Raw genomic sequence first — 16,821 nt, 5'->3', positions numbered from 1 at the left:
CCCCCCCCTCCTGCGCCACGGCTTTATCGCGCTGTCCCGTAGAGAATTGGTTTAAAGCAGACCTGCTGTGGCGACGCCTAGCGCGATAAAAAGAGCGGCGGTGATGGTTGCGCGTTTATTCATGATCTGTAGCTTCAGTTGAGGAATCGATAGAATGAAATTGCACGCAAGTGCGACGCAGGGCCTCAAGCTGCACTGAGGTTCCCTAGGTCACTGATTGCGCTAGGAACAGTTCATGGAAGAGGCACCATAATGCTCAGAACGCACCTTTATCAGATGCCCGGCGGCTTGACCGACAACATCCCTTAAAGAACATTCGATCAGCCAATGACCGCCAGCCGAATCCAGACATTTTTTACGCGCCTACCCTAACCTCGAGTAATAAAAATGCCGCTCAAAACAGATTCAGACAGATCATCCTAACTTTTTAGCGAATATCCCCTCCAAAGATAATATACAACGGGCAACACCAGCAGTGTCAGAACCATCGCGCTCAACATGCCGCCTACCATCGGAGCCGCAATTCGGCTAACAACTTCTGCACCTGTGCCAGAGCTAAACATAATGGGCAGCAAGCCAGCAATAGTGGAAACCCCCGTCATCATCACTGGTCTGACACGTAGCCCGGCTCCGTGTGTCACGGCTTGAAATAGTTCCTCTCGCCGGAATGGCGCTCCTTTCTCTTTGCAATCACTTACGAATTGACTGTACGACTGATTGAGATAGGTCAGCATAATGACGCCAATTTCTACCGCGACACCCGCGAGAGCGATAAACCCAACCGCCACAGCTACAGAAAAGTTGAAATTCAAGAGGAACATTAACCAGATGGAACCGATTACAGCAAGCGGCAAGGTTCCTAGAATTATGGCTACTTCAGCGAAGCTCCTGAAGTTCATGTACAGCAGTATGATGATAATAGCCAAAGTCAGCGGTATTACATAGGTCATCTTCTCCTTGGCGCGCTGCATATATTCATACTGGCCGGACCAGGTTACCGAATAGCCCGCCGGCAAATCCAGTTGTTCCTGAACGGTCACCATGGCCTGCTCAACGTAAGTGCCTACATCCACGCCTTCGATATCCACAAAAGTCCAGCCGTTGAGCCGTGCATTTTCACTCTTGATTGCCGGGGGGCCTTCCTCTACATATACCTTTGCGACATCGCCAAGTGCAATACGCTCTCCGGCCGGCGTAACAATGGGTAGCAATGCCAATTGTTCCGGCGAGTCCCGGTAATGCTGCGGGTAACGCAAATTGATCGGATAGCGTTCAAGCCCCTCAATCGTCTGCGACACATTCATTCCCCCAATGGCGGTAGCCACCACCTGCTGCACATCGGCAATATTCAGGCCATAGCGTGCCGCCTGTTCCCGCTGAATATCCACCTTGATATAGCGACCACCGGCCACCCGCTCAGAGTAAACCGAGGCGGTTCCGGGCACATCTTTGAGGACCTGTTCCAACTGCTGGCCAATGGCCTGGATTTCTTTCAAGTCCTCGCCCGCCACTTTAATACCTACCGGCGTTTTGATGCCGGTCGCCAGCATGTCAATTCGGGTTTTTATGGGCATCACCCAGGCGTTGGTCAGGCCGGGGAATCGTACTAGAGCATCCATCTCCTTTTTGAGTTTCTCTGTGGTCATGCCCTCGCGCCACTGGTCTTTGGGTTTGAGCTGTATGAAGGTTTCAATCATAGTCAGTGGCGCTGGGTCAGTCGCCGTGTCGGCACGACCGATCTTGCCGAACACGGTATTGACTTCCGGCACCGTAGCAATCAACTTATCGGTTTGTTGCAGTAACTCCCTGGCTTTTCCGATGGACAGCCCCGGATAAGTGGTGGGCATATACATCAGGTCGCCCTCATCTAAGTCAGGAATAAACTCACTGCCGATTTGATTGACTGGCCAGATCCCAATCAAAAGTATCACAACAGCCATTGCAAGCGTGGTTTTAGGGAACCGCAAGACGCCTTTGAGCAATGGCATATAGCCAGCAATCAGTATCCTGTTTACCGGGTTATTGCTTTCGGCGACCACCTTTCCTCGAATGAAATACCCCATCAAAACCGGAACCACTGTAACAGCGAGCGCCGCACTGGCCGCCATGGCATAGGTTTTAGTAAATGCCAGCGGACTGAACATCCGTCCCTCCTGGGCCTCCAGGGTAAACACCGGAATAAAGCTGACGGTGATAATCAGCAGACTGAAAAACAATGCGGGGCCCACCTCCGAAGCCGATTTCGCCACTACTTGCCAACGGTTTTCCGGCGTCAAAGGCGTCCGCTCCATGTGCTTGTGCATGTTCTCGATCATAACGATGGCACCGTCAATCATCGCGCCTATTGCAATCGCGATACCGCCCAGCGACATAATGTTGGCGTTCAGACCTTGAAGATGCATCACGATAAAAGCCGTCAAAATGCCCAACGGAAGGCTGATGACAGCAACCAGTGATGACCTGACATGAAAGAGGAAAATGACACAGATCAGCGCCACAATGGCGAGTTCTTCGAGCAGACTTTTCCATAAACTGTCAACGGCCCGGGAGATTAATCCGGAACGATCATAAACGGTGACAATCTCTACCCCTTCGGGCAAACCGCTTTTGAGCTTTTCCAGCTTTTCTTTGACGCCGTCAATGGTTTTTTGAGCATTTTCTCCCGAGCGCATCACCACGATACCGCCCACAGTTTCACCTTCACCATTGAGCTCAGCTATGCCACGGCGCATCTGTGGCCCCACTTCGATTTCAGCTACGTTTTTCAGTAACAGCGGAGCGCCGTTAGCGTTCACACCCAAGGGAATGTTACCGAGATCCTCCACGCCTTGGATGTAACCCGTGGCGCGCACCATATACTCTGCTTCCGCCATTTCCACCACTGAGGCACCGACTTCCTGGTTACCACGCTGAATGGTGTTTTGAATGTGCGACAGAGGAATATCAAAAGCACGTAGCTTTTCTGGACTGACCTTTACCTGGTACTGCTTAACCATGCCGCCAAGGGCCGATACCTCAGAAACGCCGCTCACCGTTTGCAGCTCGTATTTCAGGAACCAATCCTGCAGGCTGCGCAGCTGGCTCAAGTCATGCTTGCCACTGCGATCCACCAACGCGTAGAGGTAGACCCAGCCAACCCCGGTTGCGTCCGGCCCAAGTTGTGGCCGAGCGCTTGGTGGCAGTGTGGGAGCCACTTGGGACAGATACTCCAGCACCCTCGAACGGGCCCAGTAGGCATCAGTATCATCATCAAAAATGACATAGACATAGGAATCGCCAAAAAAAGAATAGCCCCGCACGGTTTCCGCGCCCGGCACCGATAGCATGGCCGTGGTCAGTGGATAGGTGACTTGGTCCTCCACCACCTGCGGCGCCTGCCCGGGGTAGTTGGTCTTAATGATGACTTGTACGTCGGATAGATCCGGGATCGCGTCTACGGGGGTATTCTTCACGGAATAGAGGCCCACACCCACCAGCATCAAGGTGCCCAGCAGCACGAAAAATCGATTGCTGATGGACCAACGAATGATGGACTCAATCATGACGATGCTCCTCCTTGTCGTGATGATCGTGCTCCATGGCGTCCTGGCTCATGCTGTCGTGGTCCGGCATAGACATCTCATCGTGGCCCTTCTCGCTCTGTTCCGGCATCGAGCCCTGGCCTCCCCCTTCATGCTGGCTGTGGTCCATTTCAGAAGATTCGGTATCGCCTGTAGATCCTTCACCGGGGATGTGAACTTGGCTCAAGCGGTAGTCACCGCCGCTATCCTTTACTATCTGTACATGCAGGCGCATCCCCGGCTCGAGATCCTCCATGCTGACGCCTTCCTCGACCATGAAATCCATGGTCATGGCGGGCCAATCCCAATCTGGTATCGGCTCGTGCTCGAGAGTGGCCATACGGTGATCGGGCATCAGGCTGAGAACACGAGCGGAAACCCAAGTCGACGAGGGTTCAATGTCTTCTTCAACAGAGGCTTGTTCGCTCTGGTCGGGACGTGGCGTCATGCGTTCTAAATCTGCGGTTTTGCTGGACTCCGAGTCGATCAGGAATTGTGCGGAGGTGACGAGACGCTCCCCTTCATTTAAGCCAGCCAGAATTTCCACTTGCCGCTCTCCGACGCGCCCCACTTCAACGACTACGGATCTAAACCTGCCCTCTCCTAGTGCCAATACCACGCGTGCTTGACTGCCGGTACGAATCAAGGCTTCACGTGGAATCAACAGGGTTTCCGCTCCCGCCTCGGTTTCAATGACCATCTGCGCGAACATGCCTGGTTTCAAGAACCCATCGGGGTTGTGGAAGTGCACCCGGACCTGGGCTGTACGGGTTTCGGCATTGAGTGACGGATAGAGGTAATCTACCTGCCCCAACCACTCTCGACCGGGTAGATAGTCCAAGCGCATACGCACAGGATCGCCCTCACTGACCAGGTTCGCCTGGCGCTCAAACACCTCTCCGATCACCCAGATGTGCTCCAGCTGACCTATGCTCATCATATTAGTGCCGGGTTTGATGAACATGCCTTCACGCACCGAGAGATTCTCCAATACACCGGACTGAGGGGCCGCGAAAGTGATGTGTTGATTAATCCTTCGGGTTTCACGCACCCGGTCGATTTCATTTTGAGGTAAGTTCAACGCCAACAGCTGGTCCACCGCGGCACCTACAGCCACTGAATTGTCGCGCTTTAGCGCCATTAGCAGCTCTTCTTGGGCGTTGACCAGCGTGGGCGAATAGAGCGTGTACAAAGGTTCGCCTTTTTTGACCGGATCGCCAACTGCTTCAACGTAGAGCTTCTCAATCCAGCCCTCAACTCGCGGGTTGACATGCACCAAGCGATTCTCACTGTATTGCACATACCCGACGGTTCTAACCTCCGGCTGAAGTCTGCCGGAGTCAACCCTAGCGGTACGCACCCCGAGATTATTGACCACCACGGGGGAAATTTTGACGGTCCCAGGCTCATCCTTACCACTGCCCTCCTCATAAACCGGAACAAGGTCCATGCCCATGGGCGATTTGCCGGGTTTGTCACGCCGATATTCGGCATCCATGGGTGCCACCCAGTACAGCGGTTGCCGTTCGCCTTCAGTGGCTGTAGTCCCATTTTCGTTGACGTCACTCAACAACCAGAATCCCGATACACCGAGCAACGCACCCACGGTTGAACCAAGCAGTACTTTAGTTAATGTATTCATTATTGACCTTCCTAAAACGGTTCGATTGCCCGTGCATCGTCCGACGAGGGCTCGGCGAGCAGGTAATTGATTTGGGCCATTATTTTCTGACGCTCCACCGCGATCACAAGTGCTTCGACTTTGGCATTCAGTTCGGCAATGCGCGCCCGGACGGCCTCGGCGAAGTCTCCGCTATCGTTGCCATAGGCCGCCAACGAAGCCTCTGCCTGGTCGGCCATTTGCGGTAGCAGCTGCTCGGTGTACAGCGCCAAGCGCTCATCGAGCCGCGTCAGCTGAACGCTCGCCGTTTCCAGTTCTGCCATCAGTTGGCGACGAAGCAAGTGCCTTTCGGTTTTGATGGCTTCGGCTCGATTCACGGCGGCGCTAACCTCCCTGTCCTGGCGGTTGCCTGTGAAAATAGGAAGATCGAACGTCACACCAATTGAGAACAGATCAGACCGCTCCCGCCCCATGGGATCGCTGGCGCGAGAGCCGTATTGGGCGGTCAGGCCCCACTCGGGTTTGTATTTCTGTTCTGCCAAATCGACGCCGGTTTGGGTCGCGTCAATGCGCTGCTCCAGCGCCATCAGAGCTGGGTGATGGCGGATCAACTGGTAGCGTGCGTGTTCGTCAGCGGCCTCGATAGTCGGTATAGTCAGCGGCCTGGCGAGTGATGGCGTCGGCAGTATCGGCGCTAAGGGGACTCTTGCAGCAGCCCCGATCCATTCAGACAGGCGGCGCTGTGCGGCCTCTTTCTGCTGCTTTAGCGTTGTCAAGCGATCATCCAGACGGGTTAGCTCCAACTGCGCGCGAATGACATCCTGCTGACGGACCTGACCCAACCCCGACGAATAATGGGCCTCGGCAGATTCCACCAGTTGCTCGAACAACCCCCGATTCCGCTCGATCAATCGAATACTTTCCTGTGCCCTGTAGGCCTCTAGCCATAACTGACTGGCCGTTGCTTCCACCTTGGCGCGGCGATCTATCCTCAGCAGAGGGTGCTGTCCAGCAAGCTGCTGTTTTTGCCGTTTGGCAAGCGCCAGACTGTCACCACGTGGGAACATTTGCGTGACACCCACCGACAACTGAGTCATAGCCTCCTGGTTGATGTCGAAGCTATCTACGGGGAAATTGCCCGCCATCAGACTTACGCGGGGATCCGGCAAGCTCGCTGCGGCAGTCGCCTCATCATTGAGCGCCTGCTGGGTGTGCTTGCTGCCAGCAAGCCAAGGATCTGCTTCGACGGCGAGGGCTACCGCTTCTTCCAAGGTCAGCGATTCCGAAACCGGCTGAGCAAGGGCTGTAGCACTGCCCAAACCAAGTGACATAACGGATAGCATTATGACTAGTACTCTCATAACTGAACTTCCTGTTGATCACCCGGCTGATATTGCTGGGCGGGGTTCTCTACACTGACAAACACTTCGGTGTTGCCATCTTTTTTCATCAGCAGGACCTGATAAGCCCTAAACCGATCTTCAGCCTCCATCCCCGGACTGCCAAGGGGCATGGCGGGTACAGTCAGACCCACAGCATCAGACGGAGGGTTGGCCAGAAACTGTTGGATGTAGCGCGCCGGGATATGCCCCTCGAAGACGTAGCCTTGTGACGATACGGAGGTATGACAGGAGCGGAGATTGGGTGCGATCCGATACCGATCTTTTATGAGTTTCAGGCTTGATGGGTGTTGGACATCTGTTTCAAAGCCCTCGACATCTATATGGTCAATCCACTTTTTGCAGCAGCCGCAACTTCGACTTTTGTAGACGGTGAGCACCTCAGCGCCACCAATGGCCCAATCAGGACTAGCGAATCTCTCCTCCACTTTCCCACAAGCAACTAGCAAGGGCAGCGTGAGCAACCCCAGCATCAGAATTTTAAGGCGTGATGAATGCATATTTGCCTCCCATGACAAATCGCCACTTCGTGTTCAGGTTTCAATTAAAAGGCAACGCCGCTTCGCCTCCCTTTGGGACGGCACATTACCTTTAGTACTTGGTTAGCACGGATTAATTGAGTGAAATCAGGCGATTGGAGGTCTTAGAAAAGGGAAAATCGGTGCCAGAGGAAGGGCAAGGTAGCGCAAACCTGAAGTCTCAGAACGAGTCCCCAATGACTCCGGGGTAGTCACGGAAGAAGTCAACATCTGAATTGACAAGGCACATCCCACCACCGCACAGCCAACCCCCGATTTATCGGTATCGCAGCACGCCCCCTCTGCAGACTGCACGCTCTCGACAGGGCCCATTGCTTGGTGATCAGTGTGTTCGGCAACACCTTTTAAGTTCGTGGATAGCTCGTTCGCTCCATCATCCATAGTGCAATAGCGGGGCATACCCATGGCAGAGGCCTCCCACAAGAACGGCATTGTTAGTAGAACTACAACAACTGTTATCCGGTTCACCCAGTCACGCCTTTGTCTGTGCCGAATCGGCGACAATCTCTATAATCTATAATGTCTCTATTACCCGAACGATCTATATTTCCTGTGCGTCGGTGCAATAGTTCTACCCTACCGGTCTATCGCGTCACCCCTGCTCAAAAAGGCGGTCGCCCAAGCGTAAGATCTTTCAGCTACCATGATAAGAAGAAAAAACCAACAGAAAGATGGCATCAAGATTACAAATTTGTAATCTATTCGTCACGTCCTGGAAATGGGCTAACCTTCAGACTCTAGTTTTAAGTTGACCTGTGACCAGGACACAGGTCTACCATACCGATATTGATAGTTGAACCTATGTCTTTAACGCAGGACCTTGACGTGGATCAATATGAGAGCTAACACCCAGGGTCACCCTGTTTACATTGCTGACGAAAGGGATGTGACCCTATGCGTGTTAACCAACTGGCTAATGAGACTGGGGTAAGTGTAGATACTGTTCGCTACTACACCCGTATTGGATTTCTGAAACCAACGAAGAACCCGTCCAATGGCTACAAGGAGTACTGTGCCAAGGAAAAGCGTCGAATGAGGTTTATCCTCAGCGCCAGACAACTCGGATTTTCGGTGAGCGATATCGCCGAAATCCTGGATACCGCTGATCAAGGTGAATCCCCCTGTCCTCTCGCCAGGCGGCTTATACAGAAGCGTCTGGAGGAAAACGAGAAAGGCTTCCAAGATAGTCAGCGACTACGGCAACGTATGTACTCCGCAGTCAGGGATTGGGAAACAAAACCGGACCGGGCGCCAACAGGCAACATGATCTGTCATCTGATCGAGGAGTTCAGTGAGAGCGGGTAGGATAAACGTTCAGTGTGACACAATCATTGAATATCTAAAGCTTATTGACACAAACAGAGGCACAAGCGCATGCATGTAGGAACCTGGGGCCTAGCAATTATCGTCACAGTTTTTGTTTCATGGCTAATGTACCGATATCTAGCTCCGGCCAGCTGGAAAGAATGGACGCGCGCTGGCGTGCTGCAGGCCTTTATTATCGCCTTTTACGCTGAAATGTACGGGTTTCCTTTAACGATCTACTTTCTAACTCGATTCTTCGGCCTCGATCTGGCATGGAACGAAGGCGGCAACCTCTGGGCGCAATTGTTCGGCACCCCTACGGCGCACATCATAGCCATGCTGCTCGGCTACAGTTTAGTGTTTCTAGGAGCAACTCTGGTCGCGGAGGGCTGGCGCCGGATACATCAAGCACGGCGCCGTGAGACTCTAATGACCGATGGCATTTACGCGATTGTTCGCCACCCCCAATACACTGGCCTCTTTCTCATCGTGTTCGGTGAAGGGGTTGTGCACTGGCCGACGATTGTCTCACTGATCGCCTTCCCAGTAATTGTCCTAGCCTACACGCTACTGGCTCTGAAAGAAGAGCGGCAGATGCTGGAACAGTTTGGTGATGAATATCGGGCTTATCGACAGCACATCCCGATGTTCATTCCCCGCCTCAATAAGTTGCAGCAGCAGGAGTTTTGAATGAGCTTAGAATTCACAACCATTATTAGTGGTATTGTTCTTCTGGCGGTTTTTGCGCTGGTGGGCTGGAACCTACGAAGAAAGCGTTCGCGATCCGAAAAAGCAGGGGAAAAGAATGAGCGTTGACTCACAACCTTCGAGCGCTGTGGCTAAGCTGACTGTGCCGGGCATGGGGTCGGACCACTGTGCGGGTATTGTAAAGACCTCGCTACAGCGTCTTGACAGCGTCGGCGACATTACAACCAATATCGCTAGCCACCGCGTAGAAGTCACCTACGACCCCTCGACGGTGGACCTGGACGATCTCCGCAAAGCTGTGGAAAACGCCGGCTACGACGTCGCCGCAGCCAACACTTCGGGGGCGGGAAAGAACGCCCAGCTTATCGTGCCGGGCATGGGCTCAGACCACTGTGCGGGCATTGTGCGTGAATCGCTCCAGCGGCTAGAGGGCATTGAGAGTATCAAAACCAATATCGCCAGCCACAAGGTTCACGTCGTAATGACCGACGCTGGACCCAGTGTTGAACAGCTTAAACAGGCGGTTGAAAAAGCCGGCTACGATGTCGCTCAAGCCTCCTCCGAAGCAGCGGAAGATGAAGCGGAAAAGGATGCCGATATCGAAGACGCCTACTTGAATCAGGCTTTGAAACGCCTTTGGATCGCCGGGATACCGACAACACTGATTATGGTGTTGATGATCCCGCACATGTTCTGGAAACCGATCCCCGGTTATCTTTTGATTGTGGCCCTGTTGGCGTTTCCGGTGGTTTTTCTATATGGCGGCGCAGCCACTCACAAGTCCACCTGGCGCTCGCTCACCAACCGCACCTTCAACATGGATGTACTGATTTCCATGGGCAGCGTTCCGCCCTACCTGATCGGCCTGGCAGGCTTTTTCGTCACCATGACGTCATTCATTGAAATGGCCGCCACCATCATGACCTTTCACCTATTGGGGCGCTATCTTGAGGCCAAAGCCAAGGGCCGTGCATCTCAGGCGATCCGAAAATTATTAACCTTGGGCGCCAAGACCGCACGGGTCGAACGCGATGGCCAGGAGCAGGAAGTTCCCGTCAAGGAACTGCAACCGGGCGACATCATGGTGATCCGCCCCGGTGACAAGGTGCCGACGGATGGCGAAGTGGTAGAAGGCGAGAGCCATCTGGATGAATCGATTGCCACCGGCGAGTCGGTTCCGGTGTATAAATCTCCGGGCGATACCGTCATTGGCGCGACCATCAATAAAGAGGGACGTTTACGGGTCAAGGCCACCAAGGTGGGCGGCGATACCTTTTTGTCCCAGGTGATCAAACTGGTAGAACAGGCCCAAGGCTCGCGAGTGCCCATTCAGGAATTCGCCGACCGCATGACGGGGCGTTTTGTGCCCATCGTCATTCTGATTGCCCTGGCAAGCTTTGCGGTGTGGTTTGTTGCCGCCGACAGCCTGCGCCCCATACTTGCATGGGGCGCGGATTTTCTGCCCTGGGTTGATCAAACGGCGACCACACCAGTACTGGCTACTCTCGCCGCCATTGCGGTTCTGGTTATTGCCTGCCCCTGCGCTCTGGGCTTGGCGACACCCACCGCGCTTATGGTGGGCTCGGGTATTGGCGCCGAGCGAGGCATTCTGATTCGCTCCGGCGAGGCTATTCAAACCTTCAAAGACGTCAAGGTGATGGTGCTTGATAAAACCGGCACTATCACACGGGGCGAGCCCAAACTGACTGAAGTGGTTACGGCCAACAATGTCACAGAACAACAACTGCTGCAGTGGGCCGCGACGGTGGAAAATGCCTCTGAGCACCCCATTGCCCGCGCCATTGTCGAAGGCGCCCGCGAGCGTCAGGTGAGCCCGGGGGAGGTCAAAGAATTTCGTTCCACTGGCGCACGCGGCGTATCCGGCAAAGTCGATGGTGCGTTGGTTCTGATTGGCAACCGCAAATTGCTGAACGAAGAAGGAGTAAGCGGTCTAGAGGCGTTGGACGAGGATCTGGACAGCCTGGAAGGGCGCGGCCGCACCGCCGTACTGGTCGCTGTCGATGGGAAAGCGTGTGGCATTGTCGCGGTGGCCGACACCATCAAAGAGGAATCAGTAGCCGCTATACGCGGCATGCATGAGTTGGGCCTGCATGTGGTAATGATCACCGGCGACAACGAACGTGCGGCGCGCGCTGTTGCCGAGGAGGTGGGTATCGACGAAGTGCAGGCCGGGGTACTTCCGGAAGGCAAGGTGGATGCAATTCGTCAGCTGCAGAAAAAGCATGGCAATCATGTCGCCATGGTCGGCGATGGCATCAATGATGCGCCAGCGCTGAAACAGGCAAACGTGGGTATTGCCATAGGTGCCGGCGCTGATGTGGCCATTGAGGCGGCCGATGTGACTCTGGTTCGCGGTGAGCTGACCGGTGTAGTGGAAGCCATGCACCTCTCCCGAGCCACCTTTGGGAAAATTGTTCAGAACCTGATTTGGGCGAGTGCCTACAATGTGGCCGCTATACCCATCGCCGCCGTCGGGTTACTGCACCCCATGATCGGCGTGATCGCCATGACCGTGAGCTCGTTATCAGTCATCGGCAATTCAATTCTTCTTAAGCGTGTAAAGCTGAGTGTCGATAAATGATTCGATTTCACACCGATAGAGGCCGCTACCTCGGCACTGGAGAAACCTAATGGCTAACAAACCCGGTTACTGGAACAGCCTTCACGGATTTGCGACGATCTTGTTGGTTGGCGCAGCGCTTTACTTTCTATTTGTAGAGCACGGAGCGCACGTCTTTCCGTTTCTCCCCTACCTGATCATTCTCCTCTGTCCGTTAATGCACCTTTTTATGCATAAGGGGCACGGTCACGGAGAAAGCGGGCATGGCGAACACAACCACCAGGACACGGAGCAAGCTTACCGCCGCGGCCTGGAAGAAGGCCGAAAGGAGGCTGACAGAAAATGAAGCATAAAGAGCATCGCCTGGGAGTTTCGGAAGTTAACTTGGTGACCCGTCACCTCGGGCTTAAGCGACCCATCAATACCGAGAAACTGACCGAAGCCATTGCGGAAATCGATCAGCTCTATGGCTTGGATGATATCGCCTTTGTCGAGACATCCGACCGGCTCGATTTCTCCTATGACGCATCGCGGCTATGCCTCCAGTGTGTGGAGGACATCCTTATCAAGTTCGGCATTCCAATCAAGCAGGATTGGTGGACGCGCTTCAAAGAGGAGTATTACCTGTTCGTCGACCAAAACGTTAAAGACAACGCCCAACATGAACCCTGGAGTTGCCACCGAGTACCTCCGCACAATCGAAAATAGAGACGCCATTAAAAGGGCCCTTGATGACCGAAGAGCATTACCTACTGAAACCGCGCCGACTGGGTATCGATAGCCATCAAGAGCTGGTGGTCTATATGCGCAATGATTGCCACGTCTGCCACTCGGAAGGATTCAATGCCCAAAGCCGGGTACAAGTCAACATTGGCGAGCGAAGCGTTTTGGCTAGTCTCAACGTCATACATGGAGACTGGCTTGCACCGGATGAATTCGGGCTGTCGGAATCCGCTTGGCACACCCTTGCCCCCCAGCCTGGCGAACTCGCCGGTTTCGTTCACCCGCCCACGGTAGAATCCATGAGCTCGGTGCGTGCCAAGATCTATGGAAAGCCACTGGAGGACATACAGTTTGACGCCATCATCTCGGACATCTGCAAAGGGTTTTATACCGACGTGGAGCTGGCCACCTTCCTGACCGCGTGCGCCAGTCGTGGATTAAACCGAACCGAGACCGCCAGCTTAACTCGGGCCATGATAAACGCGGGGGAGCGCCTTGACTGGCATCGCGATGTGGTCGTAGACAAGCACTGCGTTGGTGGCCTGCCCGGCAACAGAACCACGCCTCTTGTGGTAGCTATGGTGGCTGCAGAGGGTTTGATCATGCCAAAGACCTCCTCGCGGGCGATCACCTCTCCGGCAGGCACCGCCGACACAATGGAAACCTTGGCGCCGGTCGCCCTTTCCATTGACGACATGCAGCGCGTCGTGGAGCAGGAAGGCGGCTGCATCGCCTGGGGCGGTGCAGTCTCCCTGAGCCCTGCCGATGACGTTCTGATTCGTATCGAACGGGCAATCGATCTCGACAGCGAGGGACAACTAGTGGCATCGGTGCTGTCTAAAAAAGCCGCCGCTGGTGCCACCCATGTCGTGCTCGACCTTCCGGTCGGTCCCACAGCCAAGGTTCGCAGTGAAGAGGACGCCCAGTGTTTAGCAAGGCTGCTGCGCGAGACCGCTGAAGTGATCGGGCTGACTGTTCGGACGGTCATCACCGACGGTCGGCAGCCAGTCGGACGAGGCATAGGTCCCACCCTGGAGGCCCGAGATGTTCTGGCTGTGCTCCAAAACAAGGAAGACGCACCTGCGGATCTCAGGGATCGATCTATCCAACTGGCCGGTGCGATTTTCGAGCTCGCAGGGCTTGTCGAAAAAGGCAGCGGCGTCAATCTGGCCGCGCAATCCCTGACCAGTGGTCGGGCCTGGCAAAAATTTAGAGCTATTTGCGAAGCCCAGGGCGGCATGCGCGTACTGCCGGTGGCGGCTCAGACTCAGCCGGTGCCAGCAAATCGTCATGGCTTCGTCACCGCTATCGACAACCGTCTACTGGCGCGCATAGCCAAGCTTGCCGGCGCGCCAGCGACACCAGCCTCGGGACTCGACTTACATGTACGCCTCGGCGACTGGGTCGAAGCCGGCCAACCTCTGTTTACCTTGCATGCCGAGTCCGCAGGAGTGCTTGCCTACGCGCTGGAGTACTTACACAGTCGTCTTGACGTTATTTCCATCTCTGAATATCCGTCATAAGGCCTTCTCAATTCGCGTCCAATACCGCTCATTGACTTTAAAAAAGGACCAGGCATGACAATCCGTTGGAATGTGCTATTCAACCTCCACAGTGACAAAGAACTTGCTCTAACCCTTTGCGGGTCGCTGGATCTTCGCGAGGGTCAGCTCGACATGCGCCACTTCCCCGATGGCGAAAGCTATGTGCGGGTGCTGGATGAGGTTAAAGACCTCAATGTGGTGGTGCTGGCGGACCTTTATCAACCTGATCACCGAACCCTGCCTTTACTCCTGCTGGCCGAAACACTCAGGGACCTCGGTGCCAAGGAGATTCTGCTGGTGGCGCCCTACCTTCCGTACATGCGCCAGGACAAACGCTTTCACGGCGGGGAGGGTGTGACATCGCGTTACTTCGCGCAATTGTTGTCCCGCTACTTTTCAGCGCTGGTCACCGTTGATCCTCACCTGCACCGCTATCATGTCTTGTCGGAAATCTACGGTATTCCTACCCAGGTCGGTCACGCAGCGCCAGTAATCGCGGAGTGGATCGCCGCCAACGTCAACAACCCGGTCTTGATCGGCCCCGACAGCGAGAGCGAGCAATGGGTCTCTGCGGTGGCAAAGCAGGCAGGTGCGCCCTTCACGGTATTGAGTAAAACCCGGCGTGGCGACCGTGAGGTAGAAATCAGTGTGCCTCACCTTGAGCAATGGCTGAATCACACTCCGGTACTGGTCGATGACATCATCTCCAGTGGCCATACCATGCTGGAAACCATAGTTCACCTTGAGCGCTTTGGGCTGCCGAAAGTGGTCTGCATCGGCGTTCACGGAATCTTTGCTGAAGGAGCCGATATGGAGCTAATTGATAAATCAGCGCGACTGGTCACTTGTAATACGATCTCACACCCCAGCAACGCCATCAATATCGGAGGCCTTCTGGCCACCAGTATCCGCGAGTTGGCTTGATTCGTTATGAAGACTCAATCAAAAGCCGCGAACGTTGCTTGGATGGTGGTAGTTGTACTGCTCTGGGCCATCTGTTTTCCTTTTATCGTGACGGGGCTGCCGGACGCTCCCCCCTTGCTGTTTGCTGCCTTGCGCGCTTTTCTTGCGGGAGGGCTGCTCTTCGCGGTTCACTTGGTTCTGCGGCGGCGCGCGCCTTACCCTTTTAGCCCCCGAGACTTGGGGCTGTTGAGCTTAATCGGATTGTCCTATACAGCGATGGGATTTGGCGGAATGTTTCTAGCAGCAGGACACCTATCACCGGGACTGGCAACTGTCCTGGCAAGTACTCAGCCCCTGATTGCCGCAGCGATCGCCGCCGCTTGGCTCGGAGAAACGTTGCAGATCAAGGGCATAGCCGGGCTTGTCATAGGTTTTTTGGGCGTCGCCTTGCTTTCTTGGTCGGGATTCGACAATAACAATGCCGGCTATCTATGGGGAGTTACCTGGGTTCTTATGGGCGCCATCGGAATAGCCATCGGCAACATTCTATTAAAAAATCGTGCTGGGAGATCAGTTGCCGCCCCCATGGCTGTCCAGTTATTAATAGGCGGCGGAATACTTCTGGCTGCATCCGCGGTAGGCGGCGAACAGTGGGAGATTCGGTGGACATTTCGATTCACCGGTTCCCTGCTCATTCTATCTGCCCTGGCGACAGCCGCCATGGTGTATTTATGGTTCGCCCTGCTGGCCCGCGCCCCCTTAAACCGATTGAACGTCTTCAGCTTTCTAACCCCGGTACTTGGGTTGCTAATTGGATTTATGTTCTTTGAAGAGCGGCTTCAACCCGTCCAGATTCTTGGAATAGTCGTTGTCATTATCGGTATAGCCATGATGCAAGGGAGAAATGCTGTGGTAGCCCCCGACGAGAGCGCAACACCACCTTAGTCGCTACAGTCCGTGCCTCCTTATAAACACAGCTGGAGTGGAAAACCCCGCAACAGGAGCAACATGTGATCGAACGAATACGCCAAGGAGCGCCCACCAGCCGACTATCCGTCCTTTTGCCAGAACTCCCCCTGGCGGGATTTGGTTTTTTGACACACTTTTTGTGGGAGATGCTTCAAGTCCCTTGGTTTACCGGTATGGCGAAGGCATCTCACGGCTCAGTGGTTTGGATGTGTATACAGGCTTCCGGCGGCGATGTGCTGATTCTACTGGCCAGCTTCTGGTTTTCCTCAATAGTCTTCGGACACCGTCGATGGCTCCTCGAGGGCAAACGAAAGCCGGCTATCACCCTTCTGCTCGCGGCATTTCTCGTGACCATCGTCATGGAATGGCTGGCGACCGGCCCTCTGGAACGATGGACATACGCAGACTCTATGCCGATCATACCTCTGTTAGGCGTGGGACTGGCCCCACTTCTGCAGTGGCTTATTCTCCCGCCGCTGATAATGTGGCTATCGCACAGACATATGCTCGGCTGCATCGCCATCCGGTCCAGCCGTTCGGTCTAGTTGCATTGGGCTGGTGGCCCGCCGCGCCGGCACAAACGCTTGCCCCAATCAAAAAATCAAGATTTTTCTACAACGAGAAGAGGAAATTAGCTATGAACGATTCTACTGTAGTGAATACCCGTTTACGTACCGTCCCGCTAGGCAACACCCTGTCAGTTCTGTTAGTAATCAGCTATCTGCTGTGCGTAGGCTTTGGCCTGCTCGCCCCGGCGCAGATGCGTATGTACGAAGCTTGGGCGCCTTTATTGCCCGGCTTCGAATGGCTTACGTGGTCGGGATTTTTAATTGGATTAGTTGAAGCCTATTTGTACGGTTGGTACATCGCGGCTCTGTTTGTGTCTTTGTATCGCTGGTTCTCAAAAGAGAGACAATGATTATTTTTAATGGATCCTACGTCGAAACGGGTAGAAACGTGAGAACTGT

General features: G+C 54.5%; 14 protein-coding genes. 10 read left to right on the top strand and 4 right to left on the bottom strand.

Annotated elements, in window-relative coordinates:
- Positions 1–419: 419 nt before the first annotated feature.
- From A11A3_RS14810 to A11A3_RS14795, 4 genes are read right to left on the bottom strand one after another with little or no spacing between them, the layout of a single operon-like run.
- Positions 420–3,542 (bottom strand): efflux RND transporter permease subunit, encoded by a 3,123-nt coding sequence (locus A11A3_RS14810; protein WP_008930140.1) that lies wholly within the window; start codon positions 3,540–3,542, stop codon positions 420–422.
- A complete protein-coding gene (locus A11A3_RS14805) occupies positions 3,535–5,202 on the bottom strand; it encodes an efflux RND transporter periplasmic adaptor subunit (protein WP_008930139.1) in 1,668 nt (555 codons plus the stop codon). The genes A11A3_RS14810 and A11A3_RS14805 overlap by 8 nt, the downstream gene beginning before the upstream one ends.
- A gap of 11 nt (positions 5,203–5,213) precedes the next feature.
- A complete protein-coding gene (locus tag A11A3_RS14800; RefSeq protein WP_008930138.1) occupies positions 5,214–6,542 on the bottom strand; it encodes a TolC family protein in 1,329 nt (442 codons plus the stop codon).
- A complete protein-coding gene (locus A11A3_RS14795; RefSeq protein WP_008930137.1) occupies positions 6,539–7,081 on the bottom strand; it encodes a DUF411 domain-containing protein in 543 nt (180 codons plus the stop codon). Before A11A3_RS14795 ends, A11A3_RS14800 begins: the two co-directional genes overlap by 4 nt.
- 933 nt (positions 7,082–8,014) lie before the next feature.
- Between A11A3_RS14795 and A11A3_RS14790 the strand changes: the two genes are divergently transcribed.
- From A11A3_RS14790 to A11A3_RS14745, 10 genes are all read left to right on the top strand, one after another.
- Positions 8,015–8,425, top strand: a complete 411-nt coding sequence (locus A11A3_RS14790; RefSeq protein WP_040297268.1) for a MerR family transcriptional regulator — start codon at positions 8,015–8,017, stop codon at positions 8,423–8,425.
- 69 nt (positions 8,426–8,494) lie between these two features.
- On the top strand, positions 8,495–9,115 hold the full coding sequence (locus tag A11A3_RS14785) for a methyltransferase family protein (RefSeq protein WP_008930135.1): 621 nt from the start codon (positions 8,495–8,497) through the stop codon (positions 9,113–9,115).
- The gene (locus A11A3_RS18175; RefSeq protein ID WP_255357626.1) at positions 9,116–9,241 is read left to right on the top strand and encodes a hypothetical protein; all 126 of its coding nucleotides are present in this window, start codon (positions 9,116–9,118) and stop codon (positions 9,239–9,241) included.
- A complete protein-coding gene (locus tag A11A3_RS14780) occupies positions 9,231–11,735 on the top strand; it encodes a heavy metal translocating P-type ATPase (RefSeq protein WP_040297267.1) in 2,505 nt (834 codons plus the stop codon). Before A11A3_RS18175 ends, A11A3_RS14780 begins: the two co-directional genes overlap by 11 nt.
- A gap of 49 nt (positions 11,736–11,784) precedes the next feature.
- On the top strand, positions 11,785–12,060 hold the full coding sequence (locus tag A11A3_RS14775; RefSeq protein WP_008930133.1) for a DUF2933 domain-containing protein: 276 nt from the start codon (positions 11,785–11,787) through the stop codon (positions 12,058–12,060).
- Complete coding sequence (locus A11A3_RS14770) at positions 12,057–12,422, top strand: hypothetical protein (RefSeq protein WP_008930132.1); 366 nt, start codon at positions 12,057–12,059, stop codon at positions 12,420–12,422. Before A11A3_RS14775 ends, A11A3_RS14770 begins: the two co-directional genes overlap by 4 nt.
- Positions 12,423–12,445: 23 nt before the next feature.
- Positions 12,446–13,960 (top strand): thymidine phosphorylase family protein, encoded by a 1,515-nt coding sequence (locus tag A11A3_RS14765; RefSeq protein WP_051011835.1) that lies wholly within the window; start codon positions 12,446–12,448, stop codon positions 13,958–13,960.
- Between the two features lie 54 nt (positions 13,961–14,014).
- Positions 14,015–14,905 (top strand): ribose-phosphate pyrophosphokinase, encoded by an 891-nt coding sequence (locus A11A3_RS14760; protein ID WP_008930129.1) that lies wholly within the window; start codon positions 14,015–14,017, stop codon positions 14,903–14,905.
- A 6-nt stretch (positions 14,906–14,911) separates the two neighbouring features.
- Positions 14,912–15,829 (top strand): DMT family transporter, encoded by a 918-nt coding sequence (locus tag A11A3_RS14755; RefSeq protein WP_008930128.1) that lies wholly within the window; start codon positions 14,912–14,914, stop codon positions 15,827–15,829.
- Positions 15,830–16,490: 661 nt separating this feature from the next.
- Positions 16,491–16,772, top strand: coding sequence for a DUF5676 family membrane protein (locus A11A3_RS14745; RefSeq protein ID WP_008930126.1), 282 nt, complete (start codon positions 16,491–16,493; stop codon positions 16,770–16,772).
- Positions 16,773–16,821 lie beyond the last annotated feature (49 nt).

Origin of the sequence: Alcanivorax hongdengensis A-11-3, assembly GCF_000300995.1 — a bacterium.
In the GTDB taxonomy this organism is placed as follows: Bacteria; Pseudomonadota; Gammaproteobacteria; order Pseudomonadales; family Alcanivoracaceae; genus Alcanivorax; species Alcanivorax hongdengensis.
Note: the sequence above shows the minus strand (reverse complement) of the source record. Positions and strands in the feature narration are given on the sequence as shown.